Origin of the sequence: Natrinema limicola JCM 13563, assembly GCF_000337475.1 — an archaeon.
GTDB classification, from domain to species: domain Archaea; phylum Halobacteriota; class Halobacteria; order Halobacteriales; family Natrialbaceae; genus Natrinema; species Natrinema limicola.
In genome coordinates this window covers 1-23,240 of sequence record NZ_AOIT01000021.1, presented here as the reverse complement: position 1 = coordinate 23,240, position 23,240 = coordinate 1, and the positions used below count along the sequence as shown (strand labels likewise).

Below are 23,240 nucleotides of genomic sequence, written 5' to 3'. Positions count from 1 at the left end.
CTAGGGAACGACACAGCGCAGTTCGGCCGGGAGGTACTCGCCGACGCTTGCGAGCAGGCCCGGCGGGTCGGTGTCTTCGGTACAAACGACGCTTTGCTCGAGCAAGCCGAGTCGCTCGACGGTGACGTAGTCCTGTGCGTGGCCGGCACGATTGAGCGTGGCCCGCACTTCCGCGCGGGTGGCGCTGTTGACGTTGAGTCGGCCGTCGCCGCGAGTCCACTCGTAGAGACGGTCCTGGGTTTCGTCGGCGAGTCGGGATGGTTCGGTATCCCCGCCGTAGACGAACTGTAGCGGCATGTGTTGGACCAGCCCGTACCGGTCGCGGATCTGCGTTGCCGATCCCGGGCCGAGCCCGAGTTCGTCGGTCGGAATCCGGACGCCGTCGCCCTGTCCTGCATCGAGGACGAACCCGTCGTCGTCCCACGACTCGAGCGTGCCGACGTAGGTCTCGCCGGCCTCGAGATCGGGGACGATCTCGCCGAACTCCTCGCGGAGGACGTTGCGTGCGACGGTGGCGTCGTCGCCCTCGATCGTCACTGACGGGAAGTCGTCGTGGCGCACGCCGATATCGAATTCGACGTCGAGGTCGCCGACCTCGTTGTTGACGAGCGAGCGCAACGAATCCAGCGAGCGCTCGCGGGCGTCACCTTCGACGTACAGTTTGGTTGCGAGTACGACCATTAGGCGTCCGCGTCGATGTTGAGTTCGTCCTCGAGGGCGTCGAGGCGGTCGTCCATCGCATTGACCAGGCGGTCGTTTTCCATCGATTCCAGCGGCGAGCCACATTCGGGACACTCGAAGCCGAAGTCCATCGCTTCGCCGAACTCGAAGCGGATGGAACAGATCTCACAGAGGTAGAACTCGTGGTTGCGCTCGTACTCCTGGCGCTCTTCTAAGGCCTCGTGGAGTCGGTACATCTCCTCTTCTAAGTTCTCCGGGATGTTGTCGTACTCGAAGGTCCAGAGGTAGGTCAGCCACCCCGAGTCCTCATCGCGCAGCCGTCGATAGGTCGCGAGATCGTTCTCGTAGAGAATGAACAGCGCGCGCCGCACGTCGTTTAACTCGAGGTCGAGTTCCTCGGCGAGTTCCTCGTCGGTGACCTCGCCGTCCGGTGGTGCCGCTGCGACGGGCATCCCCGTGGGACCGACCAGCTCGTGCAAATATTTCTGAATTACTGGGTCCTCGAGCAGGTCCTCAAAAGCCATTGCCTACACGTAACGGCATGAAGCCATTAAGTCTTGTTAACTCCCGCGCATCATGTTGCGCCGCGTCGCGAGTAGACAGGGGGCGGCGACCAGTTCACTCGTGGCGATCGTCCGCGTCGTCGGCCGGCACGACCCGCTTGCCAGTCTCCATCGGGACCACCGTCCGATCGGCGTCGTCCCATTCTTGCTCGAGTTCGCGACCCTCAAATAGCCGGTCGAGGAAAACGGCAAGCCCCGCGACTTCGGAGTGGGGCTGGTTGGTGACGCCGACGTTCCAGTCGGCTTCCTCGTAGACATCGAAGGTTACCTTCTCGGAGCCGACCACGAGCAAGAGCGCCTCGCCCTCGCTGTCGTGGGCCGTCCGAATCTCATCGTCGACGTCCTGGACGCGCTCACCGTACATCGTGAGGTGGACGACCTTGCCCTCCCAGTTGCGGATGACGGCGTGGGGTGAGTCGGTCAGTTCGGCCTCGAAGGGGCCGCCAAAGCGGTCGGTGATGTCCCTGACGGTCTCGAGCGATTGGCCGGCGTTATCGGGAAAGAGGACGCGGTCGGCACCCAGTGCCCGCGCGGTCAGGCCGACGTGGGTCGTCATCCGCTCGTCCCGGCCGGGGCGGTGGCCGAGCCGAAGGACGGCGACCTCGCTGTCGTCGTGCATGCTCGCATCCACTCTCGGAGCGGGTTAGGGGGTTTCGCTTTCGATCCGCTCTCTCGTCTCGGACTCGCAGGATCGGTATCGGTAAGGTGGGGCCACCCCACAGGGCGACCATGAACGTCACTCTCACGCCCTCGCGCGTCGCTGGGACGGCGCGAGCACCGCCGTCGAAGAGCTACACCCACCGTGCGATTCTCGCAGCGGGCTACGCCGGCGAGGCGACCGTCCGCGACGCCCTCTGGAGTGCGGACACGCAGGCGACCGCCCGCGCCGTCGAGTTGTTCGGCGGCGATGTCGACCGACACGACGACGGCACCCTCGAGATCGACGGCTTCGACGGCCGCCCCGAGGTGCCAGCAGACGTCATCGACTGTGCGAACAGCGGCACGACGATGCGGCTCGTCACCGCGGCGGCGGCGCTCGCTGACGGCACGACCGTCTTGACTGGCGACGAGTCGCTGCGCTCACGTCCGCAGGGGCCGCTGCTCGAGGCACTTGCCGACCTCGGCGTGGAAGCGGACAGCACGCGCGGAAACGGGCAGGCTCCGCTGGTCATCACCGGCCCGCTCGCCGGCGGCGAGGTCTCGATTCCGGGTGACGTCTCCTCGCAGTACATTACCGCTCTGCTGATGGCCGGTGCGGTCACCGACGAGGGAATCGAACTCGACCTCGAGACCGAGCTCAAGTCCGCGCCCTATGTCGACATCACGCTCGAGGTGCTGGCTGATTTCGGTGTCGACGCCCACACGACCGAGACCGGCTTCGCGGTCGACGGTGGCCAGTCCTACGCGCCAGCTGGTGGCGAGTACGCGGTCCCCGGCGACTTCTCGTCGATCTCCTACCCGCTCGCGGCGGGTGCGATCGCCGCCGCCGAGGATGAGACGGTTCGCATCGAAGGCGCACAACCGAGCGCGCAAGGCGACAGCGCGATCGTCGAGATCGTCGAGCGGATGGGTGCCGACGTCGATTGGGACCGAGAGGCAGGAACGATCGACGTTTCCGGAGCACCACTCTCCGGTGTCGAGGTCGACGTCGAGGACACACCTGACCTGCTCCCGACGATCGCGACGCTGGGGGCCGTCGCCGACGGCGACACACGGATTACGAACGCCGAGCACGTCCGCTACAAGGAGACCGACCGCGTGAGCGCGATGGCCGAGGAACTCGGGAAAATGGGCGTTGAAACCACCGAAGAGCAGGACTCACTGACGATCCACGGCGGCGCGTCGACGCTCGAGGGGGCGACCGTCTCGGGCCGCGACGACCACCGGATTATTATGGCGCTTGCCCTCGCGGGGCTGGTCGCAGACGGCGAGACCACCATCGAGGGAGCTGACCACGTCGACGTCTCCTTCCCCGGCTTCTTCGGCATGCTCGAGGAGTTGGGCGTCGCCCTCGAGCGACGGGCGTAACCGCTGTGTGGCGTCGGGCGGCCGACACACGGCGCAGTGGCGCAGTCAGGGCGCTCTCGACCCAGAGAGTAACGATTCGAAGATCTTCTTCTGTGCGCGCCGGAGGTGCTGATGGAACGTCGCCGGTGCGATCTCGAGCGACGCAGAGACGTCCTCACCGGAGGCGTCGCGGGGCCACTCGAAAAAGCCCGCGTGATAGGCGGCCTCGAGGGCCGCTCGCTGGCGATCGGTAAGCTCGTCCGTCAGCACGTGGCGGATGCGTTCGGCGGTAGTGTCGGGGCGCGTGATCTGGCGGTGTTTCAGCAGTTCCGCGGCCGGATAGGTCGTCTGGACGATGTCGATCGCGCGCCGAACGTCGGCACCCGGTGCGAGGAGGACCGTCATCCGGTAGTCACCGTCTTCGATGACGACGCGCTCGATGGCACCGCCAAGCGAGGCAATCGTCGACAGCACCGGCGGATCGGACAGCCGGAGTTCGAAGTTCGCCGATCCGTTTGCCGTTCGGTAGGTGACGTCCACCCAGTGTGGGATCGCATCGACGAGCGCGTCCATGCCCGCGATCGCATCCTCGGTGAGCGTTCCGTAGACGAGGTATTCGTCGTTCTCGATAGGGACCATATGGTCGATCGTGATCGAACCGCTGGCCGTCGCGTCGGCTCCGACGGCGGCAAAGATGTCGCGAATACGAAACTGAAGTTCGACGACGTCGTCGCTCATCAGCGCCCGCTTGCGCTCGGTGGCAGCGATCGCGTGGCCCACTACCTCTCCAAGTTGACTGACAACCGCCCGTTCCTCACCCTCGAACGCGTTCGGTCGGTCAGCATAAACGTTCAATACCCCGTAGACGGTGTCCTCGTAGACGATCGGAATCGCTGCCGACGAGCGGAAGCCGTACTGTTCGATGTGGTCGCGCCAAGGGTCGTGTCTGCTGTCGGCCTCGATATCCTGTGACGTCTGTGTTTCGCGCTCGAGAATCGCCCGGCCAGTCGGTCCCTGACTGCGCTCGTCGTCGGGATCGGTCGAGATCGTGATCTCGTCGAGATAGCCGTCGACGCCAGCCTCTGCTCGGAGGTTCACCGTCTGTGAGTCGACGTCGACGTCGCCGACCCAGGCGAACAGATACGACTCCGCCTCGGCGAGGCGCTTGCAGACGACGCGCTCGATCTCTTCGCGTGTCGACTGAGCGATTACCTCGTCGGTGATGCTACGGACGACATCGTTGAGATTATTGAGTGCGGCAAGTTGCTCGCGCTGGCGCTCGAGGTCCTGTTCGTGCTCGATCCGTTCAGTGATGTCCTGAAACGCGCCACGGAGGGCAACCACTTCGCCGTCAGTTTGCACGGGGTCACAGATCGACCGGACCCACCGCAGGTCCCCATCGTTCGGCACGATTCGGAGCGTGAGATCGTACGGGCTGCCGTCCTCGATCGCGCGGTCGATCGCCTCACGGAGCTGTAGCTGATCCTCGGGGTGGTAGAACGAGATCGATTCCTCGAGATCGACCGCCTGCTCCGGCGAGAGCCCGTGAATCCGATAGACCTCGTCGGTCCACCGGAGGTCAGCAGGTGTCGTGCTCACGTCGAGTTCCCAGGCCCCGACGCTGGCCAGTTGCTGTGATTGTTCGAGCAGTTCCGTCGTTCGCTCGAGGCTGGCCTCGTGTTCGCGGAGCTGGCGCTCTTTTCGTTTGCGCTCAGTGATGTCCTGACAGATTGCCATACCGCTGAACACGATCCCATCGTCGTCGGTTACGGGGGAGACCTGTATCCACAACTCGCGGCCGTCTTGTGTCACCTCGAGCGTCGTCGTTTCGCCGTCGAGCGCGCGCTGATAGGCTGCTTCGACCTGATCGCAGGTCGCTGGCTCGGTGAACAACGTGCCGGCTGGCGCGCCGACAAGTTGGTCCGGATCAAGACCACACTGTTTGACGAGTTCGCCACCGGCGAGCGTGTACTCGAGGTCGTCGTCGAAGAGTGTGACCATGCCGTTCGGGAAGTTCTCGACGAGAGTGCGATAGCGACGTTCCGATTCTTCGAGGTCGCGTTCGCGCTCTTTTTGCTCGCTGATATCGGTAAAGTAAACCGAGAGCCCGGATTCCGAAGGGAACACCTTGACGATCTCCCAGATGTCGAGCGGCTCAGAGTAGCGTTCGAAACTCGTCGCGGTCTGAGTGGCCAGCGCCGTCTCGTACCGGGTACGGAGTGGATCATCGACGGGGACGGACAGCGCCTGCCAGATGTTTCTGCCCAGCAGTTCGGATTCGGAGTGGCCCAGCAACGTTTCGGCGCGGTCGTTGACGTAGGTAAATCGGAACTCGTCGTCGAGTGCGTAGAACGCGTCATCGATCCGCTCGAAGACCGCATCGAGTTCGGCCTCGAGGTCGTCATGCTGGCGCTCGAGACGTTTCGCCTGCTCTTTCAGTTGCGTAATGTCGTCGACCGTAACGATGACGCCGGCGTCATCGTCAAGTGGCTCAGCGTTTATCGAGAGCCACCGTGTCTGCCCATCGTCTCCGTTGAGTTGACAATGCTGGTCGATGACCGACTCGCCGGTTCCGAGTGCCCGCGCTGCCGGACGTTCGGGGAAGGGGATCACCGCTCCCTCCTCGTCGAGCAGCGGTTGATCGCCGAGGATGTACGTGTCCGGGTCGGCCTCGGATCCGGCCAGTCCAAGGTACTCGATGAACTGCTGGTTGATGCGTCGCGCCTTGCCGTCGGCGTCGAAAATACCGATCCCCGTCGGACTGGCCTCGAGGACGCGCTCGAGGAGGGTTCGTTCCGTGTGACAGGCGTGCGCCGAGCGTTTCCGATCGGTCACGTCGTAGTAGAGGTCGATTCGACCGCCAGCATAATCGCCGGACTCGATCGGCTTGCTCCGGTATTCGAGCCAGCGTTCCTCGCGGTCTTCGCCCGCTGTGACGTGACACTCGAACCGTTCGGCGTACGTCTTGTCCTCGTCGGCCGTCAGCACGGTATCGGCGAACGACGCACCATCGTCGATGACGTCCGAGAGGTGCTCGGTTACGAGCGCTCGGTTGCCCCGACCGAGGGCGCGGCTGCGGTCAAGATCGAAGTACTGCTCGGCCGTCTCGTTGAGCCACACCACCTCGAGGTCCGCATCGAGGACGAAGAGGCCGATCTCGGCGTCATCGATTACGTCGATCAACGGTCCAGCAACGGCGGGACGGTCCTCGCCGGCGGTGGCCCGATCGGCCGCTTTTGGAGGTCGCCACCAGACACGTGCGCTCGCCCCGACTTTCTTCGTCTCGAGCCGGCCGCGCTCAACGAGGCGCTCGAGCCGGTCGTAGGTGCTCCTGCGGCCGAGATCGAGCCTGTCGGCCACCTCGCTTGTCGTCCGCGGGACCCCAGTGTCGTCGAAGCACGCAAGCGTTTCCCGGAGACTATCGGTCAACGCGGAAGCCGTCATTGCGTTCTACAACACGACTCGGTCCCTATAATCACTCCGCCGACGGAGCTGATTCCGGAACGGGAAAACGAGATTCCCGCAGGCAGTCCATCGTGCGGATACGGGACTGTCGTGAGGGCGACATATGGCGCGTTCCCAGCAGAGAATTACCTAATCAGCTCTGTTGAAACCCTATTGGTTCGACACCTTTTCCGCTGGAACAGCCGTTCAGTAGATGTGCATAACGAGCGTCGGCTGATGGGTTCTGCGGCGTAACGTAATTGAGACAGGAGTGAATTCGTCGGAGAGCAGGATTAGTTCGATCTGCGTTTTCTGAGCCACGGTTCTCCGGGAAAGTGACTGCCGCCGATCTCGATCAGTCGAAGCCTGTGAGCGAGCAGATAGACTGCGAGTGCGCCGATAATGGTTGTGGGTGTCGAGATGAGGTGCCAGACGATCATCCAATCAATTGGATAGCTCATTGACTCCAGAGAATCGCGCATAGCTCGCAGGATCGCAAACACGGACGGATGGGTAACGTAGATTCCAACCGCGTAGGTCCCCCACGCGGGGAGTGGCGTATCGGCAAGAAGCGTCGGCCATGAGAGGAGAAACAAGAATAGTGAAGTGCTCAACAGCACGGTGGAAATCCCGTAACTCGGGGCGTAAACGTAGGACCCGAACGGTTCACCACGAAGGGGATAGCCGAGGAGATAGAACTCAACGAATTGCAACACGACGAACAGCACAACGAGACCAAAGAGGAGTCGGCTTTTCTCCTTGGATGCTTCCCAGCCCCGTGTATAAATTGTGTGTCCTAGACTGGTGTAAAAGAAGCCGAAGAAAAGGGCGTCTCGGATCTCGAACGGGACATCAACAAACATCGTGTAGGTCGATCCGAGGAGTCCTACGAGGTGGAAGCACACCGCAACTGGCAGTACATATCTCGGTTTTCCGATCACTATGACGAGGTAAACAAAGAAGAGAGAGAAGAGCAGAGCAGGAAGGAACCAGAGGATCTCGGAAACCGACGTGCCGTAGTATACTAATTCGACTGGATTGAGGTACTGGATAGCGCTACTGACAGCGGTAGCTCGAAGAGATTGACCGGAAAGCTCCGCTCTGGTCAGTTCCACACCGAAGAACGGCGGAATGGTGAGCACGAGCCCGAAGAGGTAGAGGGATACGAGTTTGATGGCTCGCTTAGTGAGGTACGTGGCAGAATCGCGGTGGGCCGTTTTCAGTGCAAAAAAGTAACCAGACGTGATAAAAAAGAAAGGGACGGCGAACCGCGATACCGTTTTTGTCCCGAAGTTTATCATATTCCCGTACTCATTAACACCCTGAAATGGATCAGTGTGTATCAGCACGACGAATGCGATCGCAATGATTCGCATTGCGTCGATACTGTAGATACGATTGGTCACTTTCGGGAATAGGTACAAGTCGGTAATGACCGTTTCGCATCACGTGATCTGATCAATCAACTGGACCGCACTGGAACTCGGCGCGAGAGTGGGTTCGGGACAGTATTCTTGAAATTGCTCGACAACGTTATCGGAAACCAGGTAATTCTACTGCTAGTGGTTATTTATCCCGGCATTTAGTCGTTCGTAGTGTTGCTTTCTTGCTCTTCCATCTGCTCTTGGAGGGCTTGCTGTTGTTCTTGCTGTTGGATATATTGATCGTAGTACTCGCTAGGCAAAACTGCAGCAATATCTCCGTTTTCCAATGAATTCACAAACGTAGCAGCAGGCGCGGTGATACGTAGGATGCCGTACTCTGGTTCTGAGTCATCCACCGAGAGGGCGTCGTCATCTGCCGCAGTTTCTTCGTACTCACTTACAGCTTTTTCTGTTAATTCTGCTTGTTTGCTCTGGAGTTCTTGTTGCGCTTCCGCTTGACTAATCTCCTCGTCTTCAACTTCCCCCTGAAGTTCCTCTTGCAAGGCCCTAAGTTCTTCTTGGTCTGGTTGGACTTGTACCGTCAGTGTTGCTTCTGTATTAGGATTCTCTTCCTCGTTTCCATTGGTTTGAGACTGGGAATTAAGACTAGAGCAACCAGCGAGGGCCGCAGTAGTGCTGGTACCGGTCATTGCGAGGAAAGCTCGGCGGTCTGGACGATATTCCATCGTTCTTACGACCTTGATAAATGATTTCTTATAACTCTTTTCCTTCTGGCTGTTTGCCTTATTCCCCTTCGAGAACGCTGTGTCGCATACACTCTATTGGCTCTGTTGAAATCCTATTCTTCAGACATAAAATAGGATGAAACAGCTGGTCGCTAAAGAGTGCGAACTGACCACTGAGACACCTATCCATTCTCGTACGCTTTCCGAAAGTCGTGCAAGATGCAGGGCGCATATCTCGCGGAGTGGGCTCAAAAATCACATTAGGATCAACCAGAGACAGTAAATAAATCTCATAAATAGGCGAATAGCGTCCCCAAGATAAATAATCCCGTACCAAATGCAGCAAACCAGATGGCCCATCCCGGCTTGATTTCAGTGCCATTTTTCCATTGTGCCGCAGTTGCAGCCACCACGATGGTTCCGCCGATCACAGCAAGCACACGACCAAGATGCATTCCATCGATCAAAATATTCCCGAGGCTAGTAAGAATTACAACGACACCGAAAGCTCCCATCGACACGTAATAGAGCAATTCTCGGTTCATATTCTCAATAGTACTGGGAATGGACAAAATCTTTCTTGTGTGATAACTTCGGCAGCTGTCTGACGGATCTACAAATCAATCGCTGAACTCACGCTCTAAGTCCTGAACTACGTTTCTGGCTAATTTCTGAAAGGTCACTGTCCATCGCGGTATGTGCGTTCCCTGTATTGACCGTAACCGGGTCAGAATATATCACTCGCTGAGGATTTCAACAGAGCCACCTAATCACATCTAGCGCACGCTTACGGAAAGCCGAGAACGAGTGAAAAACGATGACCCAATCGAATCGCTACGCGATCATATGGCGGAGCCTCCCAGCGTGGACGAGCGCTACCGATTGCTCGCATCCCAACGACGTCGACTCGTTCTCGAGCACCTTGCAGGGCGGGCCAACCCCGTCGACCTCACCGCGCTGGCGTCGGCAATCGCTACACGAGAACAGAACCACGACACGGGCCACGAGTGTGTCGGGCACGTCGCGATATCGCTCCACCACGTTCACCTCCCCATGCTGTCTCAGTTCGGCCTTCTCGAGTACGACGCCGGCGCAACCCGGATCGGGTCGTGTCCGAGCCGTGCCGACGCTCGAGCACTCACCGCGCTATGACGGCGCTGGCGCGTCGTACGTCGTCTCGAGATACGTGACCAGCTCCGCGACCAGCTCCGGATCGTACGTCCAGAACCCGTAGAACGACCCCGGATGGCGCTCTTCTGCGAGTAACGCACAGGCTTCCTGGTCGTTGTCACCACCGTCGAAAACGACGAACCAGTAGTCGCCGAGTTCGCTGCCGTACTCTGAGACGACGGCCACATCCTCGGGGACCGGCTCGGTCCACTCGCCGTCTATAAATACCGCGACCGAAAGCGAGTCGTGACGTCCGAATCGCTCGTAGACGTCCGTCTGTGCCGCGAGAGCCGGCGCGCGTTCGAACCCCGCGTACAACCGGCCAGCCCCGACGCGCCACGCTCGGTCTTCGATCTCGCGCGACGTTGCCAGCATCTGCCGACGACTGTACGACGTGAACAACGTCTCCTCGAGGAAGCTGAACAGTTCCGCTCGATCGTCGTCGGTCTCGGCGAGTACCCACGGTGGATGGGTCCGCGGCGAGAGGATCGCCGCAAACTGATCGAGTCCTAACGCACCGCGGAACGTGCCGTCGGCGCTCCGGATGATCACGAACCCAGCCCCGTCGAGCGAGCCAAGCGACTGGCGGCCCACGTCGACGTTTCGCGTCTCGAACTGCCGGCGGAGCCCCTCGAAAATCGCGTCGTCGTCGGTATGGACCTCGAGCGTTTTCCGTTGGCCTTCGACCGTCTCGATTGGATCACCAAGTTCGTTCATGGCTCCGAGTCGGTCTCCCCCAGTGCGGCGCTGACGGACTCCGGGATGTCGGTGTCGGTGACGGTCTTCGCCGCAGTATCGAACGTAATGAATCCCAGGTCCTCGAGTCGAGGCAGGATCGAATGATACAGCCGCAGTCGAATCCGGTCGCGGTCGGACGGTGCGGCGATCGTTCCCGTCTCGCTGGCGTCTGCGGCGGCGACCACATCGGCCAGTTCCTCGAGCGTCGGCGCTGGATGGTCATGGAGGTAGACGAGCACGGGGCGGGCATGGCGGTCCCCGAGCAAGCGGACGACGTCGTCGAACGGCAACTCGTCGGCCGCTGCGCGGAGTGCACGCAGATCGGGTTCGAACGATTCATCGCCCATAGCTAACGTGTGTGTCTGAGTCACAAATAGATATGTACGGCACCTGTCGCGGCATGCAGGTCGGCGAGCCCATATCTGTCCGTCCACGCGTCGGTAGTGACGGACTCCGATCGGGTACACGCCAGCCTCCCCCGCTTGCGAGAATCCTGCAGGGCTAAGTGTCCCCGTCTCTGAGGACGTGATAATGAACGGCAACCGCTTCGGTCGCCTCTTTCAGGTGACCACGTTCGGCGAGAGCCACGGGGAGGCGATGGGCTGTACCATCTCGGGCTGTCCCGCCGGCCTCGAACTCTCCGCAGAGGACATTCAGGAAGACCTCGATCGGCGCAAGCCGGGCCAGTCGATGATCACGACCAGCCGCGGCGAACCCGATGCCGTCTCGATCAAATCCGGAATTCAGGACGGCTACACGACGGGCACGCCGATCGGGCTGGTCATCCAGAACAAAGACGCCCGCTCGGGCAAGTACGAACCCTTCATCACCGCGCCGCGACCGTCCCACGGTGATTTCACGTATTCGGCCAAGTTCGGCACCCGCAACTGGGGCGGCGGCGGCCGTTCCTCCGCGCGTGAGACGGTCAACTGGGTCGCTGCAGGTGCGATCGCGAAGAAGCTCTTAGCGCGCGAGGGGATCGAACTCAAAGCCCACGTCAACCAGATCGGTGACGTCTGCGCCCCCGAGGTGAGCTTCGAGGAGCTGCTCGAACACTCGGAAGAAAACGACGTCCGGTGTGCCCACCCCGAAACTGCCGAGGAGATGCAGGACTTGATCGCGGAGTATCAGGAGGAAGGCGACTCGATCGGCGGCAGCATCTACTTCGAGGCCCAGGGCGTCCCCGTCGGCCTCGGCGCACCCCGGTTCGACTCCCTCTCAGCGCGACTCGGTCAGGCCATGATGGCCGTTCCAGCGGCGACGGCCTTCGAGTTCGGCCTCGGCACCGAGGCTGCCGAGTGGACCGGTAAAGAGCGAAACGACGACTGGGAGTTCGACGACGAGGGCAACCCGACGCCCGTCGAGAACGACCACGGCGGCATCCAGGGTGGCATCTCGAGCGGCGAACCGATCTACGGCGAGGTCACGCTGCACGCGCCGACGTCGATCCCCAAGTCCCAGCAGACTGCCGACTGGGAGACGGGCGAACTCAAAGAGGAGAAGGTCATCGGCCGTCACGACCCCGTCCTCCCGCCGCGTGGGGTCCCCGTCGTCGAGGCGATGCTCGCACTGACACTGGTCGACTTCATGCTCCTGTCGGGCCGGCTCAACCCCGACCGCGTCGACGACCAGCCCGGCGAGTACGACACGGACTACCACCCGAGCAACCCGCGAAACGAGTAACGCTCCGTCACCGGCGTTCCGCCGGCACGCGGCCGCTATATCCGCGCAAGTCAAACGATCACAGTCGAACAGCATGTCGGCTCGAGTGTCATTTCTCGAGCGTAACACCTAACCCGCCCTCGGTGGTCGGCGACGTATGCGGGATTTTCACGTCCACTCGAACTACTCGGACGGCGAATTCCTCCGATCGATGGCCCAAGCCGCCGCGTCGGCTGGTCTCGAGGGCGTTGGCTTCGCCGACCACTGCAACGTGGCCACGCGCGACCACCACGCGTCGATGCGCAGCGTTTACGGGTTCAATCTCGATCTCACCTACGAGCGTCGGCGGCGGGGGATCGAGCGCTTGCGCGAGGAGTTCAGCCTCGAGATCTACGACGCCGTCGAGATGGACTACGATCCGCGCGACGAGGCCGCGATCGACGCCTTCCTCTCGGCGGCGGGCTTCGACTATGCGATCGGCAGCGTCCACGACGTCGATGGCCAAAACGTCCAAGTATCGTCCCACTTCGATTCGATGAGCGAGGCTGAGCGCGACGCGGTCGTCGACACCTATTTCGAGCAACTCGTCGCACTCGTCGAATCGGAACTGTTCGAGATCGCAGCCCACGTCGACTTGCTCGAGCGGACGCCGCCGCTGCGAGGCCGAGCGACCGACGACCACTATCGGCGCGTGGCACGGGCGTTCGCCGAGTCGCGGACGATTCCGGAGGTCAACGCCGGACGGGCGCTATCCGACGCCGACATCGTCCATCCGTCCGATCGGTTCCTGTCTATCTTGCGTGAATACGACGTTGCCGTGACCGTCGGCACCGACTCGCATCGACCGAGCGAACTCCCCGATCGAGCCGCCTTCCTCGCTGATTTCGTCGACGAAACGGGGCTCGAGCCGGTCGATCCCGACGGACTCGCAGCGTAGTCGAGCCGGTCAGTACGGTCCGCACTGTGACGACGGACTCGAGTTGCAGCAGCCAGTAGCCGAGCCGGAACAGCAATCGACGGTCGCTGGACTGGCCCACCAACTGCAATCACCAACACAAATTCGTCCATCATCGGCGACGTTCATGCATCTCGACCGGTTCTCTGGGTGGTACCAGGTGAAGATAGCTGCTAGATATATGTGTGATGGTACCGTACCACAGTAGTGGCACAATGGCAGAGTTAGACCTTGACAGTGCGGACGGCAGGCGAGAGGCGTTACGCCGGATGGTAACGATCCGGGCGTTCGACCAGGAGGCGGGGAATCGGTTCGCAGACGGGGAGATACCGGGGTTCGTCCATCTCTATATCGGCGAGGAGGCGGTCGGTGTCGGCACCTGTGCGTCGCTCGAGTCCGACGACTATATCGCGAGTACACATCGCGGGCACGGCCACTGTATCGCGAAGGGGCTCGATCCGAAGTACATGATGGCCGAGCTCTACGGCAAGGCCGAGGGGTACTGTAACGGCAAGGGTGGCTCGATGCACATCGCGGACGTCGACGCCGGGATGCTCGGTGCGAACGGGATCGTCGGTGCAGGGCCGCCGTTGGCGACCGGTGCGGCTCTCTCGATCGACTATCAGGACCGCGACCAGGTCGCGGTCGGCTTCCTCGGCGACGGCGCGGTCGCCCAGGGACAGGTCCACGAGGCGATCAACCTCGCCTCGACGTGGGACCTGCCGGCGATCTTCGTCGTCGAGAACAACCACTACGGGGAGGGCACCCCAGTCGAGAAACAGCACAATCTCGACAACCTGAGCGATACGGCCCAGGCCTACGACATCCCCGGCGTGACCGTTGACGGCATGGATATCACTGCTGTCGCGGAAGCGGTCGCCGAAGCCCGGGAGCGAGCGCGCGCCGGCGACGGGCCGACGATGGTCGAGGCCCAGACGTACCGCTACCGCGGTCACTACGAGGGCGACGAGGAGCCCTACCGCGACGACGAGGAGGTCGAGCGCTGGCGGGATCAGGACCCGATCGAATCGTTCAAAGACCGACTGATCGAGCGCGGCGAACTGACCCAAGAGGAGTTTGACGACCTTCGAGCCGAGATCGAGGCGTCGATCGACGACGCCGTCGAGTACGCACAGGAGACGGACGCACCGGAACCGAGCGCAGCCTACGAAGACATGTTCGTCGAACAGCCCCCAGAACTCGAGCGATTCGCGAACGTTGCCCGGACTGACGGCGGCGCGAACGGAGGTGACCACCGATGACTGCACAGGCAGAACTCGAACAGGAGACCGAGACGATGACCGTCCGGGAGGCGATCCGACAGGGCCTCCGCGAAGAACTCGAGCGCGACGAGGACGTCTACCTCATAGGCGAAGACGTCGGCGTCTTCGGCGGCGTCCTCGAGGTAACCGGCGGTCTCTACGAGGAGTTCGGCGAGGAACGCGTCCGAGATACGCCGATCAGCGAGGCAGGCTTCATGGGCGCGGCGACCGGCGCGGCGGCGACCGGCACGCGGCCGGTCGTCGAACTCATGTTCTCGGATTTCATGGGTGTCTCGATGGAGCAGATCATGAATCAGATGGCGAAGATGCACTACATGTTCGGCGGAAAAGCCGAACTGCCGGTCACCGTCCGGACAACCGAGGGCGGTGGCATGGGTGCCGCCAGCCAGCACTCGGGGACGGTCCACACATGGATCGCCCACTTCCCGGGGCTGAAAGCGGTCGCGCCGGGCACCGCCGCGAGCGCGAAGGGGCTGACGAAGGCCGCCATCCGGTCGAACGATCCCGTCTTCGTCTTCGAGAACAAGATGATCTACGAGCAGTCGGGCGAAGTGCCGACCGACGAGGACTATACGGTTCCGATCGGCGAGGCGGCCGTCGAACGCGAAGGTGAAGACGTCACCGTCGTCGCCACCCAGCGACTCGTCGGCGAGTCCCTCGGCGTGGCCGACTCCCTCGAGGGCGACGTGAGCGTCGAGGTCATCGACCCACGCTCGCTGTACCCGCTCGATACCGACACGATCGTCGAGAGCGTCGAGAAGACCGGCCGGCTGGTCGTCGCCGACGAGAGCCCGCTTTCGTATGGCACCCACGCGGAGATCGCCACGCGCGTCCAAGAAGAGGCGTTCTTCAGCCTCGATGCACCGATCCAGCGGGTCGGCACGCCGGATACGCACATGCCGTTCAGCCCGCCGCTCGAGCAAGAGGTCCTGCCCGGTGACGACGACGTCAGAGCCGCAATCGAGCGGATCGCGTAGCGGGGGCTCCACGTGGCGACTATCGGACTGATCGTCAACCCCGCTGCGGGCCGCGACATCCGCCGGCTCACCGGCGGCGCGAGCGTCGTCGACAACTACGCGAAGCGCCGGGTCGCCGAGTGTGTCTGTGACGGCCTGACCATCACGGGCGAGCCCCTCGATGTGCTCGTCATGCCCGACCGGACGGGGATCGCCGACCACGCGGTCGCGGAAGCACCCGCGGAGATAGATGCAACGACGCTCGAGCTGCCGATCGAGGAGAGTCCAGCCGACACCCGACGGGCAGCAGCCCGCTTTCGTGAGGAAGCCGACGCTGCAGTCGTCCTCGGCGGCGACGGCACGACCCGCGATGCCGCGCTCGAACTCGGCGACGTGCCACTGGTCGCGGTTTCGACGGGGACAAACAATGTCGTGCCGTCGGCCGTCGACGGCACCGTTGCGGGCGCAGCGGCGGGGCTCATCGCGACCGGAATGGTCTCGGTCGAAGCGGTGACGACGCGACACGGCATGGTCGACGCACGCGCCGAGACGCCGGTCGGCGAGCGGCGGCTGACCGGGCTCGCGGCTGCCGAGGTCTCTTCGCAGTCGTTTATCGGGACCCGCGCGCTGCTCGATCCGTCCGATCTCCGCGGCGGGGTCGTCTCACAGGCTCACCCCGGAAATATCGGGCTCCCAGCCGTTGCAGGCAGCCTCGAGCCGCTGTCACCGACCGAGCCCGGCGGCGTCGCCGTCCGACTCACCGATCCCGAGGACGCGCCCCGATGCGTCCGCGCGATCGTCGCGCCGGGCGTCACCGCAACGATCGGTGTCACGGCGTGCGAGCGACTCGAGCCCAACGAGTCCGTCGCGTTCGACGTGCCCGATGGCGTCGTCGGTGCCGACGGCGAGCGCGAGCTCGAACTGACCGACGCGACGGTCGAACTGATGCCCGTTCCGGAGGGACCGCGACTCGTCGATATCGACGCGACGCTCGAGGCGGGCTCACGGGCCGGCGGCTTCGAGATCGACGCCGTCGACGAGCGGCAAATGGAGTAGCCCACGCTGAGCCGGCGGGCAAACCATTACTTCGACGGTCGTGGTAGCGATGGTCGCTACAATGGTGTCAGATAACATCCCACAAGTAGAAGTCGAAATTCCGGAACTATCGCAGGTCGCGTTCGTCGTCGAGGACATCGACGACGGGATGGACCGGTTCGGCTCGATCCTCGGGGTTGGCCCCTGGGAAGTCTACCGATTCGAGCCGCCAACGCTCACCGAACGAACCTATCATGGTGAGTCCCACGAGTATTCGATGGTGCTCGCGCTCACCCAGCTCGGCGAGACGATGATCGAATTAATCGAACCGCTCGAGGGGGAGAGCATCTATACGGAGCACCTCGCCGAACACGGCGAAGGGCTGCATCACGTGGCCTGTTTCGCCTTCGACGATCCACACGCGGTCGTCGAGGAATTCGAAGATGCCGGCCTGCCGGTCATCCAGAGTGGCAACTACGGCGGCACCGAATACTGGTACTTCGACACGGCCGACGAACTCAACGGCGCGATCTTCGAGACTGCGGCGAACGTCGACGCGATGCCGGAACCGGACCGGACGTATCCGGAGTAACGGACCGCCGAACGGCTCCTCAGGTTCTAGAGCCGTTCCCAGGAGAGATCGAGTTCCAACTCCTCCCGAAGCATCTGCGAGACGTGACAGCCCCGCTCTCCGAGGTCGACGAGCCGGTCGACGGCCTCGTCGTCTTCGTCGGTTGCAAGGCGGATCGTCGCCGCGATGTCCTCGACTGGCCCCTCCTCTGGGGTCGCATCCACATCGACCTGGATCTCTTCAACCGACATGTCGCGTTTGCTCGTCTGGAATCGGGTACTCAACGAGAGACAGGAGGCGAGGCCGCCGAGTGCGACATCGACCGGGGTCGGGCCGGTCTCGGTGCCACCGCTGGATTCGGGTTCGTCGTACGTCCACTCGAATGAGCCGGCCTCGATGCGACCGTGCATTCCCTCGGGGTTCGTGGCGGTAACCGATCGGCCGGGCATCTCCGTCTCTGCCCCGACAGCCCCGCGGTCGGCCGCGTCGGCGACGTCCTCGGGAAGGAGCGGCCACGGGTTTTCGACATAATCGACGAGCGTCTCGAGGAAGCGAGCCGCGTCAGCGCCGTCGACGACCCGATGGTCGAACGAGAGATCGAACGGGAGGTGGCGTCGCCACTCGAGACCGTCATCGTCGCTGCGGGTCGGCTGCTCGTCGATGGCGTCGACGCCGAGGATGGCGACCTGCGGTGGGTTAATGATCGGATCGAACGCCTCGACGCCGAGGACGCCGAGATTCGTTACAGTGAACGTCCCGCCTTGGAGGTCGTCCATGGTGTAGTCGCCGCTGATCGCGCGGTCGACAAGCGCTCGTCGCTCGTCGGCGAGTTCGGCGAGCGATTTGCTTTCGACATCCGGGAGTACCGGCGCGATCAGCCCCTGTTCGATATCGACGGCGAGGCCGACGTTGTGTTCCTCCCAGAGTTCGTGGACGTCGTCCTCGAACGTCGCATTGAACGCGGGATGGTCCGCAAGCGTCGCCGAGACGGCCCGGAGGAGGACGTCTTGGACCGAGATGTCGGTCTCGAGGGTCGCATCGGCGGCGTCGGCAGCCGAAAGCAGTGCCTCGGCGTCGGCCTCGCGGTGGACGGTCACGTGGACGGCCTCACGATCGCTCTCGCTCAACCGCGCGGCGATCGTCTTGCGCATCCCGCCGAACGGCCGCTCTTCGGCGAGGGTCCTGCTCGTCCCGCCGGTCCCCGCTGTGGCCGCTTCGACGTCCTCTTCGGTGATCGCGCCCTGATAGCCAGTTCCTTCGACGGTTGTGAGATCGACGCCCAACTCGTCCGCGCGGGAGCGCGCTCGCGGCGACGCGTTCAGCTCGCTGGTACCTTCATCCGCACCCTTGCTGGCCGCCCGTTCGACGTCTTCCTCGGTGATCGATCCCTGATAGCCGGTTCCCTCGACTGTCGTCAGCTCAACACCCAGCTCGTCCGCCCGGTCTCGAGCGCGGGGCGAGGCCGTGATCTCGTCGGCTGTCGTGCCGCCAGCGCTCGTGCCGGCCCCGCTTACGGCCGGTTCAGCCGTTCCCTCGTCCGGTTCTGGCTCGGGTTCGCCCTCCTCGACCTCGACGTCGGCTTCAAGATCGGCCGTCGCTTCGGCCTCGAGATCGCCGATGTCGGCCTCCGCCGGCGCGACGATCCCGATGGGGGTTCCCGGCGGCACCGTCTCGTCGACCTCGAGGTAGGTTCGTCGCAACACGCCGTCTTCGCGAGCCTCGATCTCCCCGATACTCTTTTCGGACTCCACTTCCGCGATCAGTTCTCCCTCGGAGACCGAGTCGCCCTCGTCGATCGCCCATTCGAGGAGCGTCCCGCGTTCCATCTCGAGCCCGAGTTTCGGCATCCGAACGATGTAACCCATGGGACTGGATAGCATGAATAGGGTATAAAAAGTATCGCCGGTCGATTCCTCGGCACTGATAGATTACCCTGACGTGATTAGGGCAGAACGCGGCGTCGGCTTATCGATAATGATCTTCCATGCCATATTGTTCAATGGATGTTCATTCTTCACGAAAGATACTTGTCAATCCATAGCAAAGGCTTTAGGCACGGTAGTCCGAAATTTGGATACGGTTGGCCCATCGGCCACTGATCCACTATGAGTAGCGACGAACTTATCTGGCGAATCGCGGGCGGTTCCGGCGACGGGATCGACTCGACGAGCCAGAACTTCGCCAAGGCGCTGATGCGCTCGGGGCTCGACGTATTCACTCACCGGCACTATCCGTCGCGGATTCGCGGCGGCCACACGTACGTCGAGATTCGTGCCGCAGACCACGAGGTACAGTCACGTGGAGACGGCTACAACTTCTTGCTCGCACTGGGCGACTCCTTCGCCCGGAACCCGCAGGAAGACGCCTTCTACGGCAACGAAGAGATCAAGCCCCTCTCGGAGAACCTCGATGAACTCCGCGAGGGCGGGATCATCATCTACGACGAGGGCCTCATCAGCGAGGAAGACGTCGAAGCGCTCGATCTCGAGGCCCGTGCCGAGGAAAACGGCTGGCACGTCTTCCCGATGGACCTCCGGGGACTCGCCCGCGAGCACGGCCGCGAGGTCATGCGTAACACCGCCGGCGTCGGCGCGACGGCCGCGCTGCTCGAGATGGATCTCGAACACATCGAGGACCTGATGTCCGACGCGATGGGCGGCGACGTGCTCGAGGCGAACCTCGAGATCCTCCACGAGGCATACGATACCGTTACCGAGGAATACGACTTCGAGCACGACCTGCGAGCCCCCGAAGGCTCGCACGAGACTGAGCAGGCGCTGTTGTCGGGCTCGAACGCGATCGCCTACGGCGCGATCGACGCCGGCTGTCGGTTCATCTCCGGCTACCCGATGACGCCGTGGACCGACGTGTTCACCATCCTCAGCCAGAACTTCCCCGACATGGGTGGCATCTCCGAGCAGGTCGAAGACGAAATCGCCGCTGCGGCGCTGGCCGTCGGTGCGAGCCACGCCGGCGTCAAGGCGATGTCCGGCTCTTCGGGAGGTGGCTTCGCACTGATGAGTGAACCGCTCGGCTTAGCCGAGATGACCGAGACCCCGGTGGTCCTCATCGAAGCCATGCGTGCCGGCCCCTCGACCGGGATGCCGACCAAGCCCGAACAGTCCGACCTCGAACACATCCTCTATACGAGTCAGGGCGACTCCCAACGCGTCGTCTTCGCGCCCGGGACCATCGAGGAAGCCTACGAACAGACCCGGCTGGCCTTCGAGATCGCCTGGGACTACCAGCTCCCGGCGATCATCATCTACGACCAGAAGCTCTCCGGTGAGAACACCAACGTCGACGTCGACTTTTTCGACCGCGAACCCGCGCCGGATCTCGGATCGACGCTCACCGAGGAGGAACTCCGGGAGGCCGCCCACGACAACTCCGGGAAGTTCAAGCGCTTCAACTACGAGGACGCCGAAAACGGCGTCGCATCGCGCTCGATCCCCGGCCAGAAGGGCGGGCGCTTCCTCGCGACCGGCAACGAACACAGCCCCGTCGGCCACATCAGCGAAGACCCCGACAACCGCGTCGCCCAGATGGACCGCCGCCTCGAGAAACTCGAGTCGATCCGCGAAGACCTCGACAGCCGAGAGTCGTCGACCCAGACCTACTTCGGCGACGAAACTGCCGACCACGGGATCATTACGTGGGGCTCGAGTCAGGGTGCCGTCGAGGAGGCCGTCGAGCGGCTCAACGACGCCGGCCACTCGGTGAAAGGCATCAGCGTCTCTGACATGATGCCGTTCGCGGAGGCCGACGTAACCGAGTTCTTAGAGAGCGTCGACGAGGCGATGGTCGTCGAGATGAACGCCACCGCGCAGTTCCGTGGCCTGCTCCAGAAGGAACTGGGCCGGTTCGGCGAGAAACTGACCAGCCTGCTGAAGTACAACGGCGAGCCGTTCGAGCCCGCCGAGATCGTCGAGGGCTACGAGGTCAACTTCGTCGAGGAAGAGCGCGAACCGACCGCACAGGTACGAATCGAACCAGCTGCAGGTGACTGACCAATGAGTGCATTCAACGCGATCGGAGAGGAACGGGAAATCGACCGGGACGAGTACACGCCCGGTGTCGAACCACAGCCAACCTGGTGTCCGGGCTGTGGCGACTTCGGCGTCCTGAAGGCGCTGAAACAGGCGCTGCCGGAGGCCGGCAAGACGCCCGAAGAAGTGCTGACCGTCACTGGGATCGGCTGTTCGGGCAAGCTCAACAGCTATCTCGACACCTACGGCTTCCACACGATCCACGGCCGCTCGCTGCCCGTGGCTCGAGCCGCCAAACTCGCCAATCCCGAACTCGAGGTCATCGCCGCCGGCGGTGACGGCGACGGCTACGGAATCGGTGGCAACCACTTCATCCACTCGGCCCGGGAGAACCACGACATCACGTACATCGTCTTCAACAACGAGATCTTCGGCCTGACGAAAGGTCAGACCTCGCCGACGAGTCCCAAGGGCCACAAGTCCAAGACCCAGCCCTCGGGCAGCGCGAAGACGCCGATCCGACCGCTGTCGCAGTCGCTGACAGCCGGTGCGAGCTACGTCGCCCGCACTGCCGCCGTCAACCCCAACCAGGCCAAAGAGATCATCAAGGAAGCCATCGAACACGACGGCTTCGCCCACATCGACTTCCTGACCCAGTGTCCGACCTGGAACAAAGACGCCCGCCAGTACGTCCCCTACGTCGACGTCCAGGAGTCCGACGACTACGACTTCGACGTCACGGACCGAGCCGAAGCCGCCGAGATGATGCGCGAGACCGAGGACGTCTTAAACGAAGGGACCGTCCTCACTGGCCGCTACTACGTCGACGAGGACCGACCGTCCTACACCGAGGAGAAACGGGCCGTCGGCGAACTGCCTGACCAGCCGCTGGCCGAACGGTACTTCGACGACGACGCCGAGTGGGAACGCAGCTACGACCTGCTCGAGCGACACACGTAAGTCAACCGTCGACGCCGACCCAGAGCTGACGGTCGGCTGCCGTCTCGAGCCTACCTGTCCTCATACGGTCCGCTGTCACTGGTTTTCGACACTGACTGACAGCAATCGAGAGATGAATGGGATTCGACTGACCGACGAACAGCAGCAGGACGCACTGATCCTCGATCGCAACGTTGCGATCACCGCCAGCGCCGGGATCGGAAAGACGACGACGTTGGCTGAACGGTCCGTACGCATCTCGGAGGAGAACCCGGATGTGACGCTTGAGAATATTGCCACGAGTGTGACAGAATCGTTCGACTGGGAACCGCAGATCACAGACCTCGAGTATGAACGCCGATCGCTGGTGAGAGAACGGGATAAGTAAGCAATAGCTCTGAAAGAGCCGATTATGAGTTCACACGTCGGCGTGACCTGAGTTCGAGAAAAGTGTTCTTCCCAAGCTTTTACACAGTATTTCGAGTGTATCCGTTATGACTTAGGGCTGGACCCGACAGAGGTCTACGACGGTTCGATTATCGTCCGACTCTTGGATGACCGAACTGGAACGGAGACAGTCACCTGTTCCTCGTACATTTCAAATAGGAATACTGATGTCATCTTCACGTCTGCAAACATGGATATTGATGACTGGGAAAGTATCTGGTATCGGGAGAAACTCCGTCAGTCTGCCGACGGAGACGAGTACGACTGTCCCTACGATAGCGTTTCGTGTTTTGCTGACGACTTGTGCGTCCAGTGTGAAATCGACAAAGTGCAAAGGCAGTCTTGACCGAATTCGGCTGTCTACTCGGTCGAGTGTTATTTAGTTATGATTGTAAAACTTACCGATCAAGTCGCGTAGAAGTTTACTCAAAGTCAAGAAATAGCGGGAAGTAGATTTGAACTACTGATCTGCGGGTTATGAGCCCGCCGGAATCTCCTGGCTATCCCATCCCGCTATCTAACCGTTTCTGCCGATCATCATTAAGGATTGCTATCTGGGTGCTGTCTCTGGAATATTCAGGTGCATTTGTCGAATCGTCTGGCCGGATTCAATCTCAATCTTATCCTCTATCTGTGAAACTGGAGAAGAGTGAACTACTAGTCGTAGTTACTCTTCGGATAGGAGTATGA

21 protein-coding genes, 1 tRNA gene and 1 pseudogene are annotated in these 23,240 nt (G+C 62.0%); 12 read left to right on the top strand and 11 right to left on the bottom strand.

The features are described 5' to 3' along the window. The 3 genes from C476_RS04275 to C476_RS04265 form a co-directional block, all read right to left on the bottom strand. A complete protein-coding gene (locus C476_RS04275; RefSeq protein WP_008010227.1) occupies positions 1 to 681 on the bottom strand; it encodes a DUF2110 family protein in 681 nt (226 codons plus the stop codon). Continuing rightward, entirely contained in the window at positions 681 to 1,205 is a 525-nt protein-coding gene (locus C476_RS04270; RefSeq protein ID WP_008010224.1) for a transcription factor TFIIE subunit alpha, read from the bottom strand. The genes C476_RS04275 and C476_RS04270 overlap by 1 nt, the downstream gene beginning before the upstream one ends. 94 nt (positions 1,206 to 1,299) lie before the next feature. Further along, entirely contained in the window at positions 1,300 to 1,863 is a 564-nt protein-coding gene (locus C476_RS04265; protein WP_008010220.1) for a tRNA (cytidine(56)-2'-O)-methyltransferase, read from the bottom strand. 110 nt (positions 1,864 to 1,973) lie between these two features. Between C476_RS04265 and aroA the strand changes: the two genes are divergently transcribed. Beyond that, entirely contained in the window at positions 1,974 to 3,272 is a 1,299-nt protein-coding gene (gene aroA / locus C476_RS04260) for a 3-phosphoshikimate 1-carboxyvinyltransferase (RefSeq protein WP_008010218.1), read from the top strand. Between the two features lie 45 nt (positions 3,273 to 3,317). On the opposite strand, the gene C476_RS17705 is transcribed toward aroA, so the two are convergent. The 4 genes from C476_RS17705 to C476_RS04240 form a co-directional block, all read right to left on the bottom strand. Beyond that, entirely contained in the window at positions 3,318 to 6,695 is a 3,378-nt protein-coding gene (locus tag C476_RS17705) for a PAS domain S-box protein (protein ID WP_008010216.1), read from the bottom strand. Positions 6,696 to 6,988: 293 nt separating this feature from the next. Further along, entirely contained in the window at positions 6,989 to 8,101 is a 1,113-nt protein-coding gene (locus C476_RS04250) for an acyltransferase family protein (RefSeq protein WP_152418173.1), read from the bottom strand. Between the two features lie 176 nt (positions 8,102 to 8,277). Next, positions 8,278 to 8,805, bottom strand: a complete 528-nt coding sequence (locus C476_RS04245) for a hypothetical protein (RefSeq protein WP_152418172.1) — start codon at positions 8,803 to 8,805, stop codon at positions 8,278 to 8,280. Positions 8,806 to 9,095: 290 nt separating this feature from the next. Beyond that, positions 9,096 to 9,350, bottom strand: coding sequence for a hypothetical protein (locus tag C476_RS04240; RefSeq protein ID WP_008010211.1), 255 nt, complete (start codon positions 9,348 to 9,350; stop codon positions 9,096 to 9,098). A gap of 301 nt (positions 9,351 to 9,651) precedes the next feature. On the opposite strand from C476_RS04240, the gene C476_RS04235 reads away from it, so the two are divergent. Further along, positions 9,652 to 9,957, top strand: a complete 306-nt coding sequence (locus C476_RS04235) for a DUF7344 domain-containing protein (RefSeq protein ID WP_008010209.1) — start codon at positions 9,652 to 9,654, stop codon at positions 9,955 to 9,957. Here the strand turns inward: C476_RS04235 and C476_RS04230 are convergent. Both C476_RS04230 and C476_RS04225 read right to left on the bottom strand, forming a co-directional pair. Beyond that, the gene (locus tag C476_RS04230; RefSeq protein WP_008010207.1) at positions 9,952 to 10,692 is read right to left on the bottom strand and encodes a DICT sensory domain-containing protein; all 741 of its coding nucleotides are present in this window, start codon (positions 10,690 to 10,692) and stop codon (positions 9,952 to 9,954) included. The two genes, C476_RS04235 and C476_RS04230, sit on opposite strands and share 6 nt — an antisense overlap. Next, entirely contained in the window at positions 10,689 to 11,060 is a 372-nt protein-coding gene (locus tag C476_RS04225) for a DUF7344 domain-containing protein (protein WP_008010205.1), read from the bottom strand. The genes C476_RS04230 and C476_RS04225 overlap by 4 nt, the downstream gene beginning before the upstream one ends. Before the next feature lie 184 nt (positions 11,061 to 11,244). Between C476_RS04225 and aroC the strand changes: the two genes are divergently transcribed. The 6 genes from aroC (at position 11,245) to C476_RS04195 (ending at position 17,196) form a co-directional block, all read left to right on the top strand. Then, a complete protein-coding gene (aroC, locus tag C476_RS04220; protein ID WP_008010203.1) occupies positions 11,245 to 12,396 on the top strand; it encodes a chorismate synthase in 1,152 nt (383 codons plus the stop codon). Positions 12,397 to 12,532: 136 nt separating this feature from the next. Next, positions 12,533 to 13,312, top strand: coding sequence for a PHP domain-containing protein (locus C476_RS04215; RefSeq protein WP_008010201.1), 780 nt, complete (start codon positions 12,533 to 12,535; stop codon positions 13,310 to 13,312). 233 nt (positions 13,313 to 13,545) lie between these two features. Next, positions 13,546 to 14,592 carry a thiamine pyrophosphate-dependent dehydrogenase E1 component subunit alpha gene (locus C476_RS04210; protein ID WP_049911587.1) on the top strand — a complete coding sequence of 349 codons (1,047 nt, stop codon included), beginning with the start codon at positions 13,546 to 13,548 and terminating at the stop codon, positions 14,590 to 14,592. Continuing rightward, positions 14,589 to 15,590, top strand: coding sequence for an alpha-ketoacid dehydrogenase subunit beta (locus C476_RS04205; RefSeq protein ID WP_008010197.1), 1,002 nt, complete (start codon positions 14,589 to 14,591; stop codon positions 15,588 to 15,590). Before C476_RS04210 ends, C476_RS04205 begins: the two co-directional genes overlap by 4 nt. Positions 15,591 to 15,602: 12 nt before the next feature. After that, positions 15,603 to 16,625, top strand: a complete 1,023-nt coding sequence (locus tag C476_RS04200) for an NAD(+)/NADH kinase (RefSeq protein ID WP_008010195.1) — start codon at positions 15,603 to 15,605, stop codon at positions 16,623 to 16,625. A 61-nt stretch (positions 16,626 to 16,686) separates the two neighbouring features. After that, complete coding sequence (locus C476_RS04195; RefSeq protein WP_008010193.1) at positions 16,687 to 17,196, top strand: VOC family protein; 510 nt, start codon at positions 16,687 to 16,689, stop codon at positions 17,194 to 17,196. 26 nt (positions 17,197 to 17,222) lie between these two features. On the opposite strand, the gene C476_RS04190 is transcribed toward C476_RS04195, so the two are convergent. Next, positions 17,223 to 19,040: a 2-oxo acid dehydrogenase subunit E2 gene (locus tag C476_RS04190; protein WP_008010191.1), complete on the bottom strand. Its 1,818-nt coding sequence runs from the start codon at positions 19,038 to 19,040 to the stop codon at positions 17,223 to 17,225. Between the two features lie 240 nt (positions 19,041 to 19,280). On the opposite strand from C476_RS04190, the gene C476_RS04185 reads away from it, so the two are divergent. The 4 genes and pseudogenes from C476_RS04185 to C476_RS19340 all read left to right on the top strand — a co-directional run bounded on the left by C476_RS04185 (position 19,281) and on the right by C476_RS19340 (position 22,896). Continuing rightward, the gene (locus C476_RS04185; RefSeq protein ID WP_008010189.1) at positions 19,281 to 21,185 is read left to right on the top strand and encodes a 2-oxoacid:acceptor oxidoreductase subunit alpha; all 1,905 of its coding nucleotides are present in this window, start codon (positions 19,281 to 19,283) and stop codon (positions 21,183 to 21,185) included. 3 nt (positions 21,186 to 21,188) lie between these two features. Further along, complete coding sequence (locus tag C476_RS04180; RefSeq protein ID WP_008010187.1) at positions 21,189 to 22,124, top strand: thiamine pyrophosphate-dependent enzyme; 936 nt, start codon at positions 21,189 to 21,191, stop codon at positions 22,122 to 22,124. A 112-nt stretch (positions 22,125 to 22,236) separates the two neighbouring features. Continuing rightward, a pseudogene (locus C476_RS04175) lies at positions 22,237 to 22,404 on the top strand (UvrD-helicase domain-containing protein); the annotation flags it as partial. 186 nt (positions 22,405 to 22,590) lie between these two features. Then, positions 22,591 to 22,896 (top strand): hypothetical protein, encoded by a 306-nt coding sequence (locus tag C476_RS19340; RefSeq protein ID WP_241430468.1) that lies wholly within the window; start codon positions 22,591 to 22,593, stop codon positions 22,894 to 22,896. 94 nt (positions 22,897 to 22,990) lie between these two features. On the opposite strand, the gene C476_RS04165 is transcribed toward C476_RS19340, so the two are convergent. Beyond that, positions 22,991 to 23,065 (bottom strand) — tRNA-Met (locus C476_RS04165). Positions 23,066 to 23,240: the final 175 nt, after the last annotated feature.